Source organism: Serratia plymuthica NBRC 102599, from assembly GCF_001590925.1.
GTDB lineage: Bacteria > Pseudomonadota > Gammaproteobacteria > Enterobacterales > Enterobacteriaceae > Serratia > Serratia plymuthica.
Genome location: NZ_BCTU01000019.1, coordinates 1 through 15,507 on the forward strand (window position 1 = coordinate 1; position 15,507 = coordinate 15,507).

The following is a 15,507-nucleotide window of genomic DNA, read 5'->3' on the forward strand; positions in this document are numbered from 1 at the left end:
TTTGCTTTCGCGGATGAAGAAAATGGGTATGTGAACCGGTAAAGGTCTCTGGGGTTAATGGCACGTTATTATAAAAAGGGCGGCATTTAATGAGACGCTTATAATTAACGCTGAAATTATCCCTGGGTATTTTTATCATTAACGTTACTGACACCTCTGGCTTGATGATTTTTTTAATGGCGCTCTGGCGAGTTTATAATACGTCACCTATAACTTACCGAGTGATTTTATTGGTGAGACGCTAAGTATGCTATCAATTCCAAGTGTATTAATATCCAACAGACACAGTATATTATTAAAGGATGATGTCAGATTGTTGCTCACGGCGCTCGAGGGCATTGAGGGAAACTTTCTGGTAAATATGGAACCTGCGTGCCGACAGATATTGAAGTTTTTAAATCACGAGGTGGCGAGGGCGGAAAAGGTCAGTAATGAAGTCTTCAGTATTTTTGATGATTACTTCGGTATAACACGAACCTCGGATCGGCCGTTAGACGTTTATATTTCATCAGGCATTCATTGTGCATTGCTTTTTAGTGAGGAAATAAAGGTGTCTGAAACGGCACTGCGGATTGATGAGCAAGAAAGATTATTGCAAGGAATACATGAAGCACTGTTAATTGGCGTTGATTACCTCAGTGCTTCACAACAGCATGTCAGGGAGCGGATATGAAGAGTCCAGAGTTAACCCGTTGGAAGGTTGGGCATAAGATTTTCACCCTTTTTATTCAGGCGGCCTTGTTGGCATTGCATAATGTTGAAGCGTATTTCCTGCAGGGTAACAGGCATGAGGGTATTCTCTCACTGAGAAATGCGGCCAATATGATGAGAATGTCGGCACTGGCAATGAAATACAGCGCTGACTTTCAGAAAGGAAAGTATGAAAGCATTATCCGGCCCTCTATGCCCGAGAGGTTCAGCGGGTTGGGGAGTATGGATCATGCTTATTTAATTAAAGTCATGGCACGCATAAAAAAGAATAAAGAACGAATGCGGGATTTTTTTGGTGAGGAATACGATGATTTTGTTGCCTCGGTACAGCAAGCCTACGATGCCCACATTTTTGTCTGCGAGCGCTTTGTGGAAAACCAAAATAGCCTGAGAAGCGCAAATTTACACCCTGCGGCTGAAGTGCTCACTGAGTTTAAAATTAAACGTTTGTCTTTTATTCAACCTAAATGATCGGGGGTAAGGAAACCATGTTTAATCAAGAGGAATTGGCCCTATTGGCCAGACAGCTTTCCGCCCTGGAGGCGAGTTTCTCCCTGTTGCCTGAGTATAAGGAAAATGAAGCCTTGGCGCCGATGGAGGCGGTATTGAGTGAGCTATCTTCAAGAATGGCCGATAATTACCCCTATTTTCACCCCTTTTATTTGGGGCAAATGCTGAAACCCCCTCATCCCATTGCGCGTCTCGCTTATTCCTTATGCCTGTATATCAACCCTAATAATCATGCACTTGATGGTGGAAGAGCCACCTCGGCGATGGAAAAGGAAGCGGTTGCCGAAATAGCCCGCATGTTTGGCTGGTCCGAGCATCTTGGCCATCTGACCAGTGGCGGGACTTTTGCCAATCTGGAAGCGCTCTGGATTGCGAAAATGCTGCGTCCAGGGACGACGGTGGCCGCTTCAGAACTGGCGCATTACACCCATGAGCGTATTAGTCAGGTGTTGGGCATGGGGTTTGAAAAGATCCCCTGCGATGCCGCCGGGCGGATGGATATCGTCGAGCTGGAAGCGAGGTTGCAACAAGGCAATATAGGTACCCTGGTCGTGACATTAGGCACCACCGCCGCAGGAACGCTTGATCCCCTGGATGCCATTCTCGCGCTAAAAAGAAAGTATCACTTCAGAATTCACGTCGATGCCGCCTATGGAGGCTATTTTTCTCTGTGCGAGGGGCTGTCGGTGGCGAGTCGGAGTGCGTTTGAGGCCATGGCGCAAGCGGATTCTATCGTTGTCGATCCGCATAAACATGGCATGCAGCCCTATGGATGCGGCTGTGTCTTGTTTAAGGACCCAGGGGTAGGAATACATTACAAGCACGATTCGCCGTACACCTATTTCAGTTCGGATGAATTGCATTTAGGGGAGATCAGTTTGGAATGCTCACGGGCAGGCGCATCGGCCGGCGCGCTTTGGGCCACCCAAAAACTGCTGCCTTTGGTGGCGGGCGGCACCTTTGCTGCTGCGCTTCAATGTTCCAGGGACGCCGCCATGTCACTGTTCCAGTGGTTGGAGGAAGAAGCGGACTGCGTGACGGTTTTGGAACCCGCGCTGGATATTGTGCTGTGGTTTGTGGCTGGCGCCAGTGCCCAGGCCAGTTCAGCACTGTCGCAAAGGGTGTTTGACAAGGCCGCTGAAATGAATCTCCATCTGGCATTGGCACGCGTCCCTAAAAAATTGCTGCGGGATAAAATCGCGCCGGACAGCGCATTTTGGGATGCGGAGTCGGTGTTGTGTTTACGGGTATGTTTGATGAAGCCGGCGCATATTGCCTGGTTGCCGCAGATTAAAACGCACCTGCGGGTGGCGATGAATGAGGCAGTCAGGACACCGGCGGAAAAAGCATAAATCATCAGTTGGGAAACCCTATTAAAAACCTTACGGGAGTTCAATGTATGACAGCAGATCTTCAGGCGCGTTTTGCTTATAGCGTGTTGGATGAGACTCACACCGAACAGACTATTGCATGTCTGTGTACGGTATTTAGCGCTCAGGAACCGCTGGGGAAGGCGATAGGCATATCGTCAGACGAGTTGACGCCTTTCGTAACGGATTTGGTTCATCACGCGATAAAAACCCAGCTGTCTTGGGTGGCAATAGAAAAAACCTCATCCCGGTTGGTGGGGGTAAGGATATTGACGGATTTTCATAATGACTTTATCCCCGGCGATTATGAAAGCCAAAAGTTGAATACCATCTTCGCTTTTCTTGAGTCGCTTTATGAGTTTCAACACTCTGACGAGGAAAACGAAAGTAAACCGCAGCTGCATTGCTGGATGACCGCAGTGTTGCCGGCATTTCAGCGGCAAGGGATTTTGCGAAGCCTTTATCGGGCGGCGAGTTTGTCGGCCATTGAAAAGGGATTTAGATTTGGTATTTCGGAGGTGACCAGCCCGTATAACCTCGCTTTTCTGGAAAGCGACGTGACTGTGAAGAAATTGAATACCCTTCATTATACGAAATATCAAAAAGACGGTGTTTTTCCTTTTTCATTGGCTGAAGACAGCGAGCTGTGCGTGTTATGCCGATATCCCCTGGTAGTACGATAGCCCTTTTCCAGGGCTGTGGATGATTGTCGGGCAGATGGCGGAAACGATGCGTGGATCGCCGACGGCCGATCAGTGCGCCGCTGGCGCCAAAATCAGGGTGATGACTTCGCTGTCGCGGACTAAGTAACGGCCTCTGACGCGATATCCTGCGGGCAGCCTGGGGGCCAGCCTCCGGGTCAGTTGTAAAGTAAACGCGTTCTGTTGCGGATTAAGTTCACATAGCCAAGCGGCTTCGAAACCAAACATATGCTGAACCTGCGGGAAAAGTGCTTTAAATAAACTTTCCTTGGCGGAAAAAGTGATCAGCAGCGCGGTTTCGTAGGGAAGCGGGCTCTTGGCCAGCAGCGCACGTTCATCTGGCGTGGTAAAAGTCGTCGCGATTTCTCGCATAACTTCCGGCTGGAGCCGCTCAATATCAACGCCCGGATTGACGCGATAACGCTGAGGAGAAAGCACCGCGATGGCCCATTTGCCGGTATGCGAAATACTGCCGCACCAGCCGGCTGGCCAGACCGGCGCACGATCGGGGCCGACAGCAACGGCATCGCGGCAGCCGGCATTCATCAACAGCTGACGCGCGGCATAACGCCCGGAAAGATAGTCGGCCCGCCGTTTCGCCACCGCCGAACTCAGCACGCCCGGCAAGGGGATCGACAGTTGGGCAAACAGCGCATTGTGGTAACCGCAGCCATCAAATTCCACAAGACATGCCGTAACGGCGGGAACATCGGTGACAAAGCCCGTGCTCTGTTGGCGTATAAAAGCGGAGGCGATAAACGCCGTTTCAAAAGTAAACATATGCCCAGCGTAATACGTTTATAGGCGGACATCGCAACCGATGCCCTTCGGCGCCTGGCACCCCATCAGGTTACCCCTCGCGTGCCGTCGCGTCGGGTTTATCCGCCGGCAAAATACGCACCAGTACGCGCTGCCCGATACGAATCTGCGGCGCATCCAGGGTCAGTACGCATTCAATAACCCGCGTATCCTGATTCACATTGGGGTCGTCCGTGGGTTGTCGGGCGCCAAACACTTCGCTCAGGCGCAAGACCTGCGCTTTATAGATGCGCTTATCGTTATTCTCCAGAGTGACCTCCGCATGCTGTCCAGGCTGAACGGCGTTAACGAAAACGTCCTCCAGCTCGGCGCGTACGATGCGTGGTGCATTGGGGGCCAGCATAAACAGCCGGGTCACATTCAGCGTGGACGCGCCTTCGCCCGGTTTGGCGTCGCGTTTGACAATGCGGCCATCCGCCGGCGCAACGACCAGATATTTTTCCACTTCCAGCTCAGCGGCTTTGACCCCCGCGTTTGCCGTTTCCAGCGTGGCTTTCTTCATCGCCAGCTCGCGCTGTTGCAGTGCCATCTGATCCGCTGCGTTGTCATGCTGCTGCTCGGAAATCACCGTGGTATTCAGCTTTGCCAAGCGGTTGAACTCCCGTGTCGCTATTATCAGCTTCTGCTGTGCCCACTCCAGATCGCGCACTGCCTCGATTTGTTGTTTGATCTTGATGTTTAGTGCATCAAGCGCTTCGTTATCTTCGATGCGCGCCAGCAGTTGGCCTTTTTTTACCACCGCGCCTTCTTCTACCAGAATCTCTTTGATAATGCCGGGGCGGGGGGCATCGATACTGATTAAGCCGCCTTCGATGCTGATATAGCCTTTAGCCACGGCGGCCCAAGGGGAGGGCGTGGCGGTGGCGGCAGCGGCGAGAGGGGTGTCATCGCAGCCACTCAAGCTCAGAGCCAGAGACATTGCCAGTAAGCAGAGACGCAGGACGTTTTTCATAGGGTGCACGATCTCTCAGGAATAGGACGAGTGTCGTCGGTTATGTGTCCATCTTCGATGGTAATTACCCGGTCGGCATGATCGATCAGGCGGCTGTCGTGGGATACGGCAAGCACGGTGTAGCCTTTTTCGCGGGCGATATTGTGCAGCAGGTCCACCACCGTCTGCCCGTTGTGCTTATCAAGCGCGCTGGTGGGTTCGTCGGCAAAAAGAAAAGGCGGATCTTTTACCAACGCGCGCGCAATCGCCACGCGTTGCTTTTCTCCCCCGGAAAGCTCGGTTGGACGCAGGGTTTTGCGCTGGCTCAGGCCAACGATGTCCAGCGCCTCGCTTGCCCGCCGGGTGGCTTCTTTTTTCGGGACTTTCGCGCCGTAGACCAGCGGCAGGATGACATTATCCAGCGCGGTCATCGCAGCGAACAGGTTAAAGCCCTGAAACACGAAGCCGCAGTTCATCAGCCGAAAATATTCCAGCTCATGGCGCGACATGGTCGTCAGCGTTGCGTCATTAACCTGTACGCGACCGCTATCTGGGCGCAGCAGCCCCGAAAGAATCGCCAGCAGCGTACTTTTTCCGGAGCCTGATGGCCCGATAATCAGGGTCAGCTCCCCATTGAAAATGCTGAGGTCAACATTTCTGATCACCGGCTGTACGATTTTCCCCACGGTGAAGCCGTGGGAAATCTGCTCGGCCAGAATTGTGGCAGTTTTTTTCATCGTATTTCTCAGCGTAGTAACGTAAAGGGTTCGGCACGATTAAGCGCGCGCAGGGCAGAAAGCCCGGAGAGCAGCGTAATGATCATCACCAACAGCAGAATGCCGGCAGCGGCAACCAACGGAATGGTAAAGGTGACATAAAACAGCTCAGCCCCGGCGGCGATAAGCACGCTGACCAGTGCGGCAATGCACAATCCCACCACGCCAATCCAGAAAGATTGTTCCAGCACTACGGCGCGCAGGGATGCGGACGATACCCCGAGCGCGCGAAGCGTGGCGTATTCGCGCAGTGCGGAAACAATAGCCGCCATCAGCGTCTGGCTGGTGATCACTACGCCTACGATAAAGCCAAGCACGGAGGAGAACAGGAATCCCCCGCCCGCGCCTGATTCAAACAGCCAGTACGCGACCGATTGAATGGAAAATTCCTCGGTGGTCCAGATTTGGTAATGGCGAAACGAACCGTGCGGCTGGAGCCGATCGCGTACCGCCTCAGCCTGCGTCGGGTCTTTTATTTTCACCAGGAAGTAGTCGACGTCGTTATTGAGCAGGCTCTTATCGATGGTGCGTGCGGTGGTGAGTGAAGAGATGACGTTGGCGCCGCCCATGGAGCGCATCCCTCTGACCGTCCCGGCCACATGTACCCGCTTGCCTTGCAGTTCGGTATAGTCGCCCACTTTCACGCCCAGCTTGTCGAGATCGCTTTCATCAACCAGCAGATTGCCGGGCACCCGCAACAGCTGTCTGAGTTGGGGGTTCAGCAGGCGCGAAAATGTCATGGATTCTGCTTTTGGATTGATGCCTATCAGGGTGGCGGAGATGCGACCGCCGGTCGGTCGTTTCCAGTCAGCCAGCGTCCAGGTATAACGTTCGACGTCGATGACGTCGGGATCCATGCGCAATTGATTTTCAACTTTTTCAGGAATGGAGCGCGGCTGATCGACACTTTGCGTACCGGGAAACCCAACCCATAAATCGGCAGAGGAACGATCGATATAAACGCTGACGGCGCTGAACATGCCGAGCAGTAATCCAAACTGAATCAGCACCAGTAATCCTGCAAAAGCCACGGCTAGCACGGCCGGTAAAAACCGTCGCCACTCGTAAATCAAAATAGCTCGGGCTAATGAAAACATAGGGCGGCTATTCCTTACCAGATAATGGGCCTGTGTCATAACAATGGGGTGATGTCATTAACCGGACAGGCGGCGTAGCGCGTCTTTCGGTTAACGCATGAATGAATTAATTCCCCTTCTAATTATTTTTAATTAATTAATTGGCTATAATTTTCTCCGTAATGCCCAATGGCAGGCCATATTTCTGCCTGCGTTGATAATAAAAAATACAGCGCTCGGACTATAGCACTTGCGATTTGTTTATGTAAAGGCCTTTTTATGAATATTTAATGAACCTAATGTCTTATTTTTGAAGTTGGTCAATAAAATGCACTATCTATTTGATTTTAATGGTTAAGTTGATAAGGTGTAAAATTCTGTTTTTCTATTTTTATTGGGTTGTAAATTCTAAAAAAAAGAATAAATGCAGATTTATGTAACAATCTGGTCAGGTTAAATCAAGCTAAGTGATTAATTTTTAAGTTGATATTCTTTTTTGGTTTCTAAGATTACGCAGACTATCGGTTAAGTTGAAATATAAGCTTTAGGCATGTATACCGTTATTTCATAAATTTGATGTGATATTATTCCCCACATAATTCATATGCATTATTTAACTTGTTTGTAACACTTCTTTGTTTGGCTATATATGGCGGGACTGGGTTCGTTATGACGCACATTTCTACGTATAACAGGTTGTCTGGGGCGGCTTTCATGAATGTCGCCATTCGCAGTGCACTGGATTGTCTAATAATCGGCGGTATTTTTTTTTACGTTAATCCGTCGGGGGGATTTACTTCTGTAGGAATTTTCCTAGCCTTGTTCCCGCTGGTGGCGATTATTTCCATCTCGGGTGAGGTTGTTTATGATCTCCTCAAAGGGTACGCAACAGAAGATTATGCTGTTCATCGCCGAACGTCTGAAGACATATCGCCTGCGGGCTGGGGGGAAACGCTCTGGGGGCGAATCGCCGGCTGCGCGATACTGCTGGCGCTGATTACCGTGCCACCGCTTTATTGGTTGCTACAAGCGTTTTCACCCGAAGGAAAAACGTTAACGGGCTGGGTGCTGGGTGCGGTCTGCCTGGTGGTTATCGCGGCGTGTTGCCTCACCCTGCGTATCGTCGGCGATCGGATTATCGACTGGTATGTCGGGCGGCTGGCCATGCCGCAGCAGGAGGCCAGCAAAGAAGCCAGCGACAGATTTATGGTCTTTAATTATTTTCTTCCCTGGGCCGTGATCGCGGCAATCATTGCCGGCCTGCTGTCGTGGGGATATTTTTCACCGAGAAGCGAACAGGCTCCCGCCTATATTGACGTTGCAGAAATGGCCTTCAGCTGCGGCGGAACCGCTTATATTATTGCCCTGTGGATCGCCTATATCACGCAAAAACAGGCAACCATCGATATTAGAGCCCATTTATTACGTTTCGACGACGATGACACTCTGGATGAAGGAACGATGTATTTTCTGATCCATGCATGGAGTGGCTGCATTATCGTCGCGATTTTCATCATTAGTCGCTTTTTTTCCTGGGCATCTTTTACGCCGCTGCAGGTGACGCTGATTGACGCACTGGTCGCGGCGCTTAGCGCTATCGTAGGTGCGCTGGGGGGATTGCTAAGAGCAAGGACCAGTTTGTTAACGCAGGAACTCAAGAAATAATAACGTAAAGCTTCATTCACTTTATTGAAATAAAACAGCGCTTATTACGCTGCCAATAATGGCAGTGATTGTACTGTGCCCGTAAGAAAATTATGGGCGGGACATGGGGTCCATTCATCTGAATCGCGAGGAATATATGTCAGAGACATATCTAACGCATGGTCAGAAAACACATGGCGATATTGCTATTGTCGGCATGGCCAGTCATTTTCCTGATGCATCTAACCTGCATGAATTCTGGGAAAATATTACCAATAAATGTGATTCGCTAACGGATATCAGTTCAATGTCCGACGCTGCATATTGGCGGAAAGAGGATTTCTACGATCCTGATGCGACGGCTGCGGATAAAACCTACGGCTATAAAGCGGGTTTCGTTCCCGCGATTGAATTTGATCCTGTCGCATTTAAGATCCCGCCGGCCATTATGGACTCCATCAGCACCGCCCAACTTTTCTCGCTCTATATGGCAAGGCAGGTGATGCAGGATGCAGGGCTGGCGGATAAAAAAGACGCTCAGGTCGATCGCGACCGTATCGGCGTCATTCTGGGGGGAGGAGGCAACGGCAATACCTCGTTCTCGCTGGCGGCGCGTCAGCAGGCTCCTTATCTGCGCGAAATCATGATCAAATCCGGCCTTTCCACGGAAGTGGCCGACGATGTGATCGCCCGTGCGCATGAACTCTACCTGGAGTGGAACGAAGACAGTTTTCCCGGTTTTCTGGGGAATGTCGCCTGTGGACGCATCGCCAGCTATTTTGATCTTGGCGGCACGTCATACATGGTTGACGCCGCCTGCGCCAGCAGCCTGGCGGCGATCAAGGCGGCGATAGGCGAGCTGAATTCCGGCAGCTGCGATGCGGTATTAACCGGTGGCGTTAATCTTGAAAACTCGGCCTTCTCGTTTCTTTGCTTCAGCAAAACGCCCGCGCTTTCAAAAAGCAATCGTTCACGTCCGTTTGATCGTGACTCAGACGGCATCATGCTCGGCGATGGCGTTGGGCTGCTTGTGTTGAAGCGGCTTGAAGATGCCGAACTGGCTGGCGATCGCATCTATGCGGTAATCAAATCTCTTGAAGCCTCCAGCGATGGCCGGGCAAAAAGTATTTTCGCTCCACGCTACGAGGGGCAAATCAAAGCGCTTAAGCGCGCCTACGCCAGCGCGGGTATCCTGCCTGGCGATATTCAACTGATTGAGGCGCATGGCACGGGCACGGCATCTGGCGATGGCACCGAACTCAAGAGCCTGCGCGCGGTATTTGACGAGTATCGTCTGCCGGCGCATTCGATTGCCGTCGGCAGCGTAAAATCTCAGATCGGGCACACCCGTTGCGCGGCGGGCGCGGCCTCGATGATTAAAGTGGCGCTGGCGTTACACCACAAAGTGCTGCCGCCTTCCATTAACGTCCAGCAGCCGATGGAAGCGCTGAGCGTTGAAGATAGCCCGTTTTATCTCAACAGCGAGACGCGGCCCTGGCTGCGTCCACTTGACGATTCACCGCGTCGCGCAGCGTTAAGCGCCTTTGGTTTTGGCGGCACTAATTTCCACGCCATTCTCGAAGAGTACGAACAGGATGCGCACGGCGCTTACCGGTTGAACGAGTCGACCTACACCCTGCTGTTCAGCGGCGATAATGCCGACCAGCTTTTGCAGCGTTGTGAAACGGCGCTGGAGAGCTTCAGTAGCGGCTCGGCCGCACGGGCTTTGCGGCAGCATCTTGCCGCCCAGGACATCAACACGCTGGAAGCGCATCAGGCACGCTTGTTGCTGGTCGCTACCTCGGCCGAGCATGCCGGGCAACTGTTGCAAACCGCCGTAAAACAGCTGCGAAATAACCAGGACAAGGGCTGGGAGCACCCGCAAGGCATCTATTTCCAGCCGAAAGGGAAGGATCTGGGCGGCAAAGTCGTGGCGCTTTTCCCGGGGCAGGGATCGCAGTATGTCAACATGGGACGTGAAGTCGCCATCGATTATCCAGAGATGCGCCAGGCGCTGGAAACCTTGGATAAATTTGCCGCTGATGTGCGCGGTCATGGCTTGTCAGACATTGTTTATCCGACCCCCGCATTTTCGGATGCCGAACGCACAGCGCAGCGGGAGCGTTTAACGGATACCGCCAACGCGCAGCCTGCCATTGGTGCGGTTAGCGCGGGTTATTACGCTATTTTGAAATCCAACGGCTTTACGCCCGATTTCGTCGCGGGCCATAGCTACGGCGAAGTGACCGCGCTATGGGCGGCGGGCGCGCTTTGCGATGCGGACTTTTATCGCGCCTCACTGGCTCGCGGTATGGCGGCAGCTTCGGCCGTCGCACAAAACGAGGGCGACGGCGGTGCCATGTTGGCTGCCGCCCTGACGGTTGAGGCATGTGAAAAGCTGCTGGTGCGCTACCCCGATATCGTGCTGGCTAACGACAACTCACCGGCCCAGGTGGTCTTGGGCGGCGCCACGGCGCGCATCCACGCGCTGTACGACGAACTGAAAGCCGGCGATGTTCAGTGCCGTATTTTACCGGTTTCCGCCGCGTTCCATACGCCCTTCCTGCAGGCTGCCTGCGCGCCATTCCTGGAAAGTCTGTCATCCATCCGCTTCGACACTACGCACTGCACCGCTTTCTCAAGCGCATCTGCGGCACCCTGGCCTGCCGACACCGCAACATACGCGGAAACCCTGGCCCAGCAGATGATCATGCCGGTTCGTTTCCGGGAAACCATTGAAGCCCTTTATCAGCGCGGCGGACGGCTGTTTGTTGAAATCGGGCCGAAAGGGGTGCTGGGAAAACTGGTGGCAGACATCCTGAAAGGGCGTGAGCACACGCTGATCTCACTGAATACCGGCGATTCGGGAGACGATCGCCTTCAGTTGGCCCGTGCCCAGGCTCGGTTATTGGCCGAGGGGGTCAAGCTGAACGCCCTGGATCGCTACGTGCGCCCGGCTCCAGAGCAGGGTGATCTTACCGGACGTTTGAGTTGCCGTCTGAACGGCGGCTTTTACCTGTCAGAAAAAAACCAGCGTCGGCGGCAGCATGCGCTGCGTGAAGGTGATACCGAAGTGGTCGAGAGCTTCATCCGTGCGCGACAGGGTGCAGCGCTGCCCGCGGCCCCCGTGCCCGCAGCCCCCGTGACCGCAGCGGCGAAAGCGCAGCCTGCCGTAGCGCCCCTGCCTGCCGCGGTGGTGTCACCCCTGTTTCAATCCACCAAATCCAACACGTCGGAAGCCCTTCACAAGCGAGATCAAGCTATGGAACAGATTAATCAGCGAGTTGAAAGTAACGATAACACCCCGTTGAATGGGGTTCTGCAGGCTCAGCAGGTGATGAGCCAACTGCATCAGCAGTTCCAGACCAATCAAAAAGAGTATATTCAGCTACTGGACTCGCTGCTGAATAAGCAGTACGCGCTGCTGGAAAACTTCCGCGATCACCACAACTTACCGACGATCCTTGCCAGCCTTGGGCAAAGCGTGCAACTGCTGGATAAAAATCTGGAGTTGTATCACAGCAACCATGAGCGCTATTTCTCGACTCAACAAAGTCTGTTCCAGCCGGGCCAGGCGCCGATGCCTGTTGCGCCTCGCGCGCTGAACACGCCGGTGCAGGCTTACCCTCAGGCCGCCGTAGTGTCCGTGTCGCCTGTCGCAGCGCCTGTTCATCCTGTCGCGGCGCCGGTCAGCCTCTCGGCACCGCGTCCTTCCGTCCCTGAAATGCCTGCCGTAGCCAAGGCACCGTCAGCCCCAGCTCCGTCAGCGCCTGCACCGCAGGCGGCGAAACCGACCGCCAGCCCAATGTCGCCGGACGTTGAAGCGCAGCTTTCCCGCTTTGCCAGCATCACGGAGGCCGAAATCACGGCGCGGTTGGTCACCATTGTCAGCGATCGCACCGGCTATCCGCAGGACATGATAGACGCGAACATGGATCTGGAAGCCGATCTCGGCATTGACTCCATCAAGCGCCTGGAAATTTTCGGTGCCATGTTTGACGCCTTCTCCGCCGATGCCGGCATCTACCACGACGCGTCGAAAAATAAGGACCTGGAGACGTTCGACATCGAGGCGCTGAGCAATGTCCACAAAATGTCGTTGTTCTTCAAAGAGATGATTGATGAAATCATTGCCGATATCCGTCGCAAGCAGGGCCTGGATGAAGGGGGTGAAACGCCGGATAGCGCGTCCTCTAAAGACTTCTTTACTGAAGATAATCAGCGCGAAAGCGAAGCGGAGTTGCCTGCGGATGCGTTGCGCGCTTCCGAAGATATCGGTGGCGACGCCAAACTGCGCACGCTCGGCTTTGTCACCTCTACGGTAGACGTCGCAGAGGTTGAATCGGCAAAAAAGTCTTCAACTGAATCGCAGCAGTATGTGGCGCCTGCGGTTCAGTCTGCAACAGAAGAAACAGTAAGCGTAAAGCCGCATACACAACGTTTTAGCGTGACTTCGCAACCCCTGCCGACGCCGGATTGCGATACGCAGACTTTTGCCGTTAAACGTCACTGGCTGATTGTCGATGAAGGAAAAACGTTCATCGATGACGTAACGAAACAGCTGACGCAACGGGGACAAACGGTCTCGGTGCTGGCGCTGCATTCGGCCGCCGCCAAAAATAAAAAGCAGGGGAAAACGCAACACGTCTACAGCCTCGCTCATCCGAATGAGGCGACGCTGGATACCGCCATCACGGAAATTGAGCAGGCTCGCGGCGCGTTAGATGGCGTGATCTGGCTGCAGGCCACGCGCGAAAAAGTGAAAAAGGTTACCGACGTTTTCAGCGCCAATGGCTACCGTTCGCTGGAAACCGCCTTCCTGTTGGCGAAGCGGCTGCAGGAGAGCCTGAACCGCGGTGAACAGCACCCAGGCTGGTTCTTTGTGGTCACTCGCGGTGACGGTCAGCTGTCCCTTTCAAGGGCAGGCGGTCTCTCCGCCATGCTCCCGGCGGGCATTAGCGGGCTGACCAAATCGCTGAATATTGAATGGAAAACGGCATTTTGCCGCACGCTTGATATCGACGCCGGGCTGAAAAACGGCGAGGCGGTGAGCATTCTGCTGGAGGAACTCCAGGATGCGCGCCGCGATCTGGCGGAGGTCGGGTGCAGTGCTCAAGGCGAACGGATGACGCTGGCTTTGAGCGCAGCGCCGACGGCGAACGAAGAGACGCCGCCCGACGTTAGCGAGCGGGATGTGCTGGTGGTCACCGGCGGCGCACGCGGGATAACCGCAAAATGCGTGATTGAATTGGCGCAGCGCAGCCAGGCTCATTTTATCTTGCTTGGCCGCACCGACATCGATGCACCGTTGCCGGCGTGGGCGCAGGGCACAGCCACGGTAGCGGAACGCAAGGCAGCGGCGATAGCCCAACTGCAATCTGAAGGCGTGCAACCAACGCCGGTAAAAATCGACGCCATGCTGAGCGGCTTGCTGCATAGCGACGAAATCAACGCCACTCTGCACCAGATTGCTCAGGCTGGCGGAGAGGCGATTTATCGCCACTGCGATATTACCGATGCGCAACAGGTTGCGGCGGTACTGAACGAGGCGCAGCAGGTTGTCGGTCCCATCACCGGCATTATCCACGGTGCGGGCAACCTGGCCGACAAGCGCATTGAGAAAAAAACGCTGGGTGATTTACGTTCCGTGTTTGACGTGAAGGTTCGAGGGCTGGAAAACCTCTGCCGCGCGCTGGATATCACCGGGTTAAGGCACGTGATGCTGTTCTCTTCCGTGTCAGGTTTCTTTGGCAACGCCGGCCAAACGGATTACGCGATGGCCAACGAGACGCTGAACAAGTTTGCATGGCTGCCGCTGCAGGCGGAGGGGCAACCGACAGTGCGCGCCATCAATTGGGGCCCGTGGGACGGCGGTATGGTGAACGATACGCTGAAGCGCGCCTACGATACCCATAACATGGTGATCATTCCGCTGGAGACCGGCACTGAATTGTTTGTGCGCGAGTTTACGGACGCGGCGCACCCTCAGGTCATCATCGGCGGAGACAACTATCGTGCGAAACGACGTTTGACGGCGCTCGCGGAAGGGTACGAAGCCACGCGCCTGCTCCAGCCGCAGAACAATCCGTTTTTGCAACATCATGTGATCAACGATAACCCCGTGTTGCCTGCCACCGCAGCCATCGCGTGGATGACGCGCGTCTGTGAAGAGCGGTTCCCAGGCTATCAATTGCGACGGGTCAGCCACTTTACCGTCCTGAAAGGCATCGTGTTCGACGGCAGCGAAGCGGAACGTTATCGCGTGAGCATGACGCCTCATGCCGGCGACAGGCCTGACGACGATCATCTGGCAGTCGATCTGATCATCAGCAGCCAGCAGGAGATGAAGCACTATCAGGCCACGCTGTTGCTCGCCCTACAGGGAAGAGAAGCGCAGTTTGCAGAATTGCACGGGGATCTCGACGTCGCGATCCCGCTGGCGGTACCGTTTTATGGCGATATGACGCAGGGCGCGCAGCTGTTTCACGGTAACGCTTTCCGCGGCATTCAGCAGGTGGTGCACATCGATGAGCAGAGCCTGATCCTCAAATGTCGCTTACCGTCGCTGGCGGCCCGGGAGCAAGGGCAGTTCCCGGCCAACTCCTTCAACCTGTTTATTAACGATGTCGGTCTTCAACTGCCGCTGCTGTGGTTGATGCAGCAATCGGACAAGGCGGGGCTGCCTGCGGCGATAGGGGCTATCGAGCAATATTCGCCGCTGGATTTTGACCAGACATTCTACGCCTCCATGCGCATTACCAGTCAGACGGCAACCCTGCTGCTGGCGGATATCACTTTGCACGACAAACTGGGCAACGTTTATAGCCGGTTTGAAAAAGTGAAATTCACCGTCTCCACCACGCTTCGGTCGCTGTTTACCTGCGCCGACGCAGCGCTGGAAAAAAAAGAGCACCGCTAAACGGCGCGCTTAACCGCTGACGATGTTCATCCGGGCGCGGTTAAGCGCCC

General features: G+C 54.1%; 10 protein-coding genes. 6 read left to right on the forward strand and 4 right to left on the reverse strand.

Annotation, left to right across the window (positions count from 1 at the left end; genetic code table 11):
- The first annotated feature begins 313 nt into the window (after nucleotides 1–313).
- From SPL01S_RS13140 to SPL01S_RS13155, 4 genes are read left to right on the forward strand one after another with little or no spacing between them, the layout of a single operon-like run.
- Nucleotides 314–673, forward strand: coding sequence for a hypothetical protein (locus SPL01S_RS13140; RefSeq protein ID WP_232245973.1), 360 nt, complete (start codon nucleotides 314–316; stop codon nucleotides 671–673).
- On the forward strand, nucleotides 670–1,182 hold the full coding sequence (locus SPL01S_RS13145) for a 3-methyl-L-tyrosine peroxygenase-related protein (protein ID WP_063200389.1): 513 nt from the start codon (nucleotides 670–672) through the stop codon (nucleotides 1,180–1,182). Before SPL01S_RS13140 ends, SPL01S_RS13145 begins: the two co-directional genes overlap by 4 nt.
- 17 nt (nucleotides 1,183–1,199) lie before the next feature.
- Nucleotides 1,200–2,573 (forward strand): pyridoxal phosphate-dependent decarboxylase family protein, encoded by a 1,374-nt coding sequence (locus SPL01S_RS13150; protein WP_063200392.1) that lies wholly within the window; start codon nucleotides 1,200–1,202, stop codon nucleotides 2,571–2,573.
- A gap of 47 nt (nucleotides 2,574–2,620) precedes the next feature.
- The gene (locus tag SPL01S_RS13155) at nucleotides 2,621–3,274 is read left to right on the forward strand and encodes a GNAT family N-acetyltransferase (protein WP_063200395.1); all 654 of its coding nucleotides are present in this window, start codon (nucleotides 2,621–2,623) and stop codon (nucleotides 3,272–3,274) included.
- 69 nt (nucleotides 3,275–3,343) lie between these two features.
- Here the strand turns inward: SPL01S_RS13155 and SPL01S_RS13160 are convergent, their stop codons facing one another.
- The 4 genes from SPL01S_RS13160 to SPL01S_RS13175 all read right to left on the reverse strand — a co-directional run bounded on the left by SPL01S_RS13160 (nucleotide 3,344) and on the right by SPL01S_RS13175 (nucleotide 6,915).
- Nucleotides 3,344–4,072 (reverse strand): 4'-phosphopantetheinyl transferase family protein, encoded by a 729-nt coding sequence (locus SPL01S_RS13160; RefSeq protein WP_063200398.1) that lies wholly within the window; start codon nucleotides 4,070–4,072, stop codon nucleotides 3,344–3,346.
- Between the two features lie 70 nt (nucleotides 4,073–4,142).
- Complete coding sequence (locus SPL01S_RS13165; RefSeq protein WP_062868677.1) at nucleotides 4,143–5,063, reverse strand: efflux RND transporter periplasmic adaptor subunit; 921 nt, start codon at nucleotides 5,061–5,063, stop codon at nucleotides 4,143–4,145.
- Nucleotides 5,060–5,779: an ABC transporter ATP-binding protein gene (locus tag SPL01S_RS13170; protein ID WP_063200401.1), complete on the reverse strand. Its 720-nt coding sequence runs from the start codon at nucleotides 5,777–5,779 to the stop codon at nucleotides 5,060–5,062. The genes SPL01S_RS13165 and SPL01S_RS13170 overlap by 4 nt, the downstream gene beginning before the upstream one ends.
- Before the next feature lie 8 nt (nucleotides 5,780–5,787).
- Nucleotides 5,788–6,915: an ABC transporter permease gene (locus SPL01S_RS13175; protein ID WP_062868675.1), complete on the reverse strand. Its 1,128-nt coding sequence runs from the start codon at nucleotides 6,913–6,915 to the stop codon at nucleotides 5,788–5,790.
- Between the two features lie 648 nt (nucleotides 6,916–7,563).
- Here SPL01S_RS13175 and SPL01S_RS13180 point away from each other — a divergent pair.
- Nucleotides 7,564–8,559, forward strand: a complete 996-nt coding sequence (locus tag SPL01S_RS13180) for a DUF6347 domain-containing protein (RefSeq protein WP_063200404.1) — start codon at nucleotides 7,564–7,566, stop codon at nucleotides 8,557–8,559.
- A 136-nt stretch (nucleotides 8,560–8,695) separates the two neighbouring features.
- A complete protein-coding gene (locus SPL01S_RS13185) occupies nucleotides 8,696–15,457 on the forward strand; it encodes a type I polyketide synthase (RefSeq protein WP_063200552.1) in 6,762 nt (2,253 codons plus the stop codon).
- The last annotated feature ends 50 nt before the right edge of the window (nucleotides 15,458–15,507 follow it).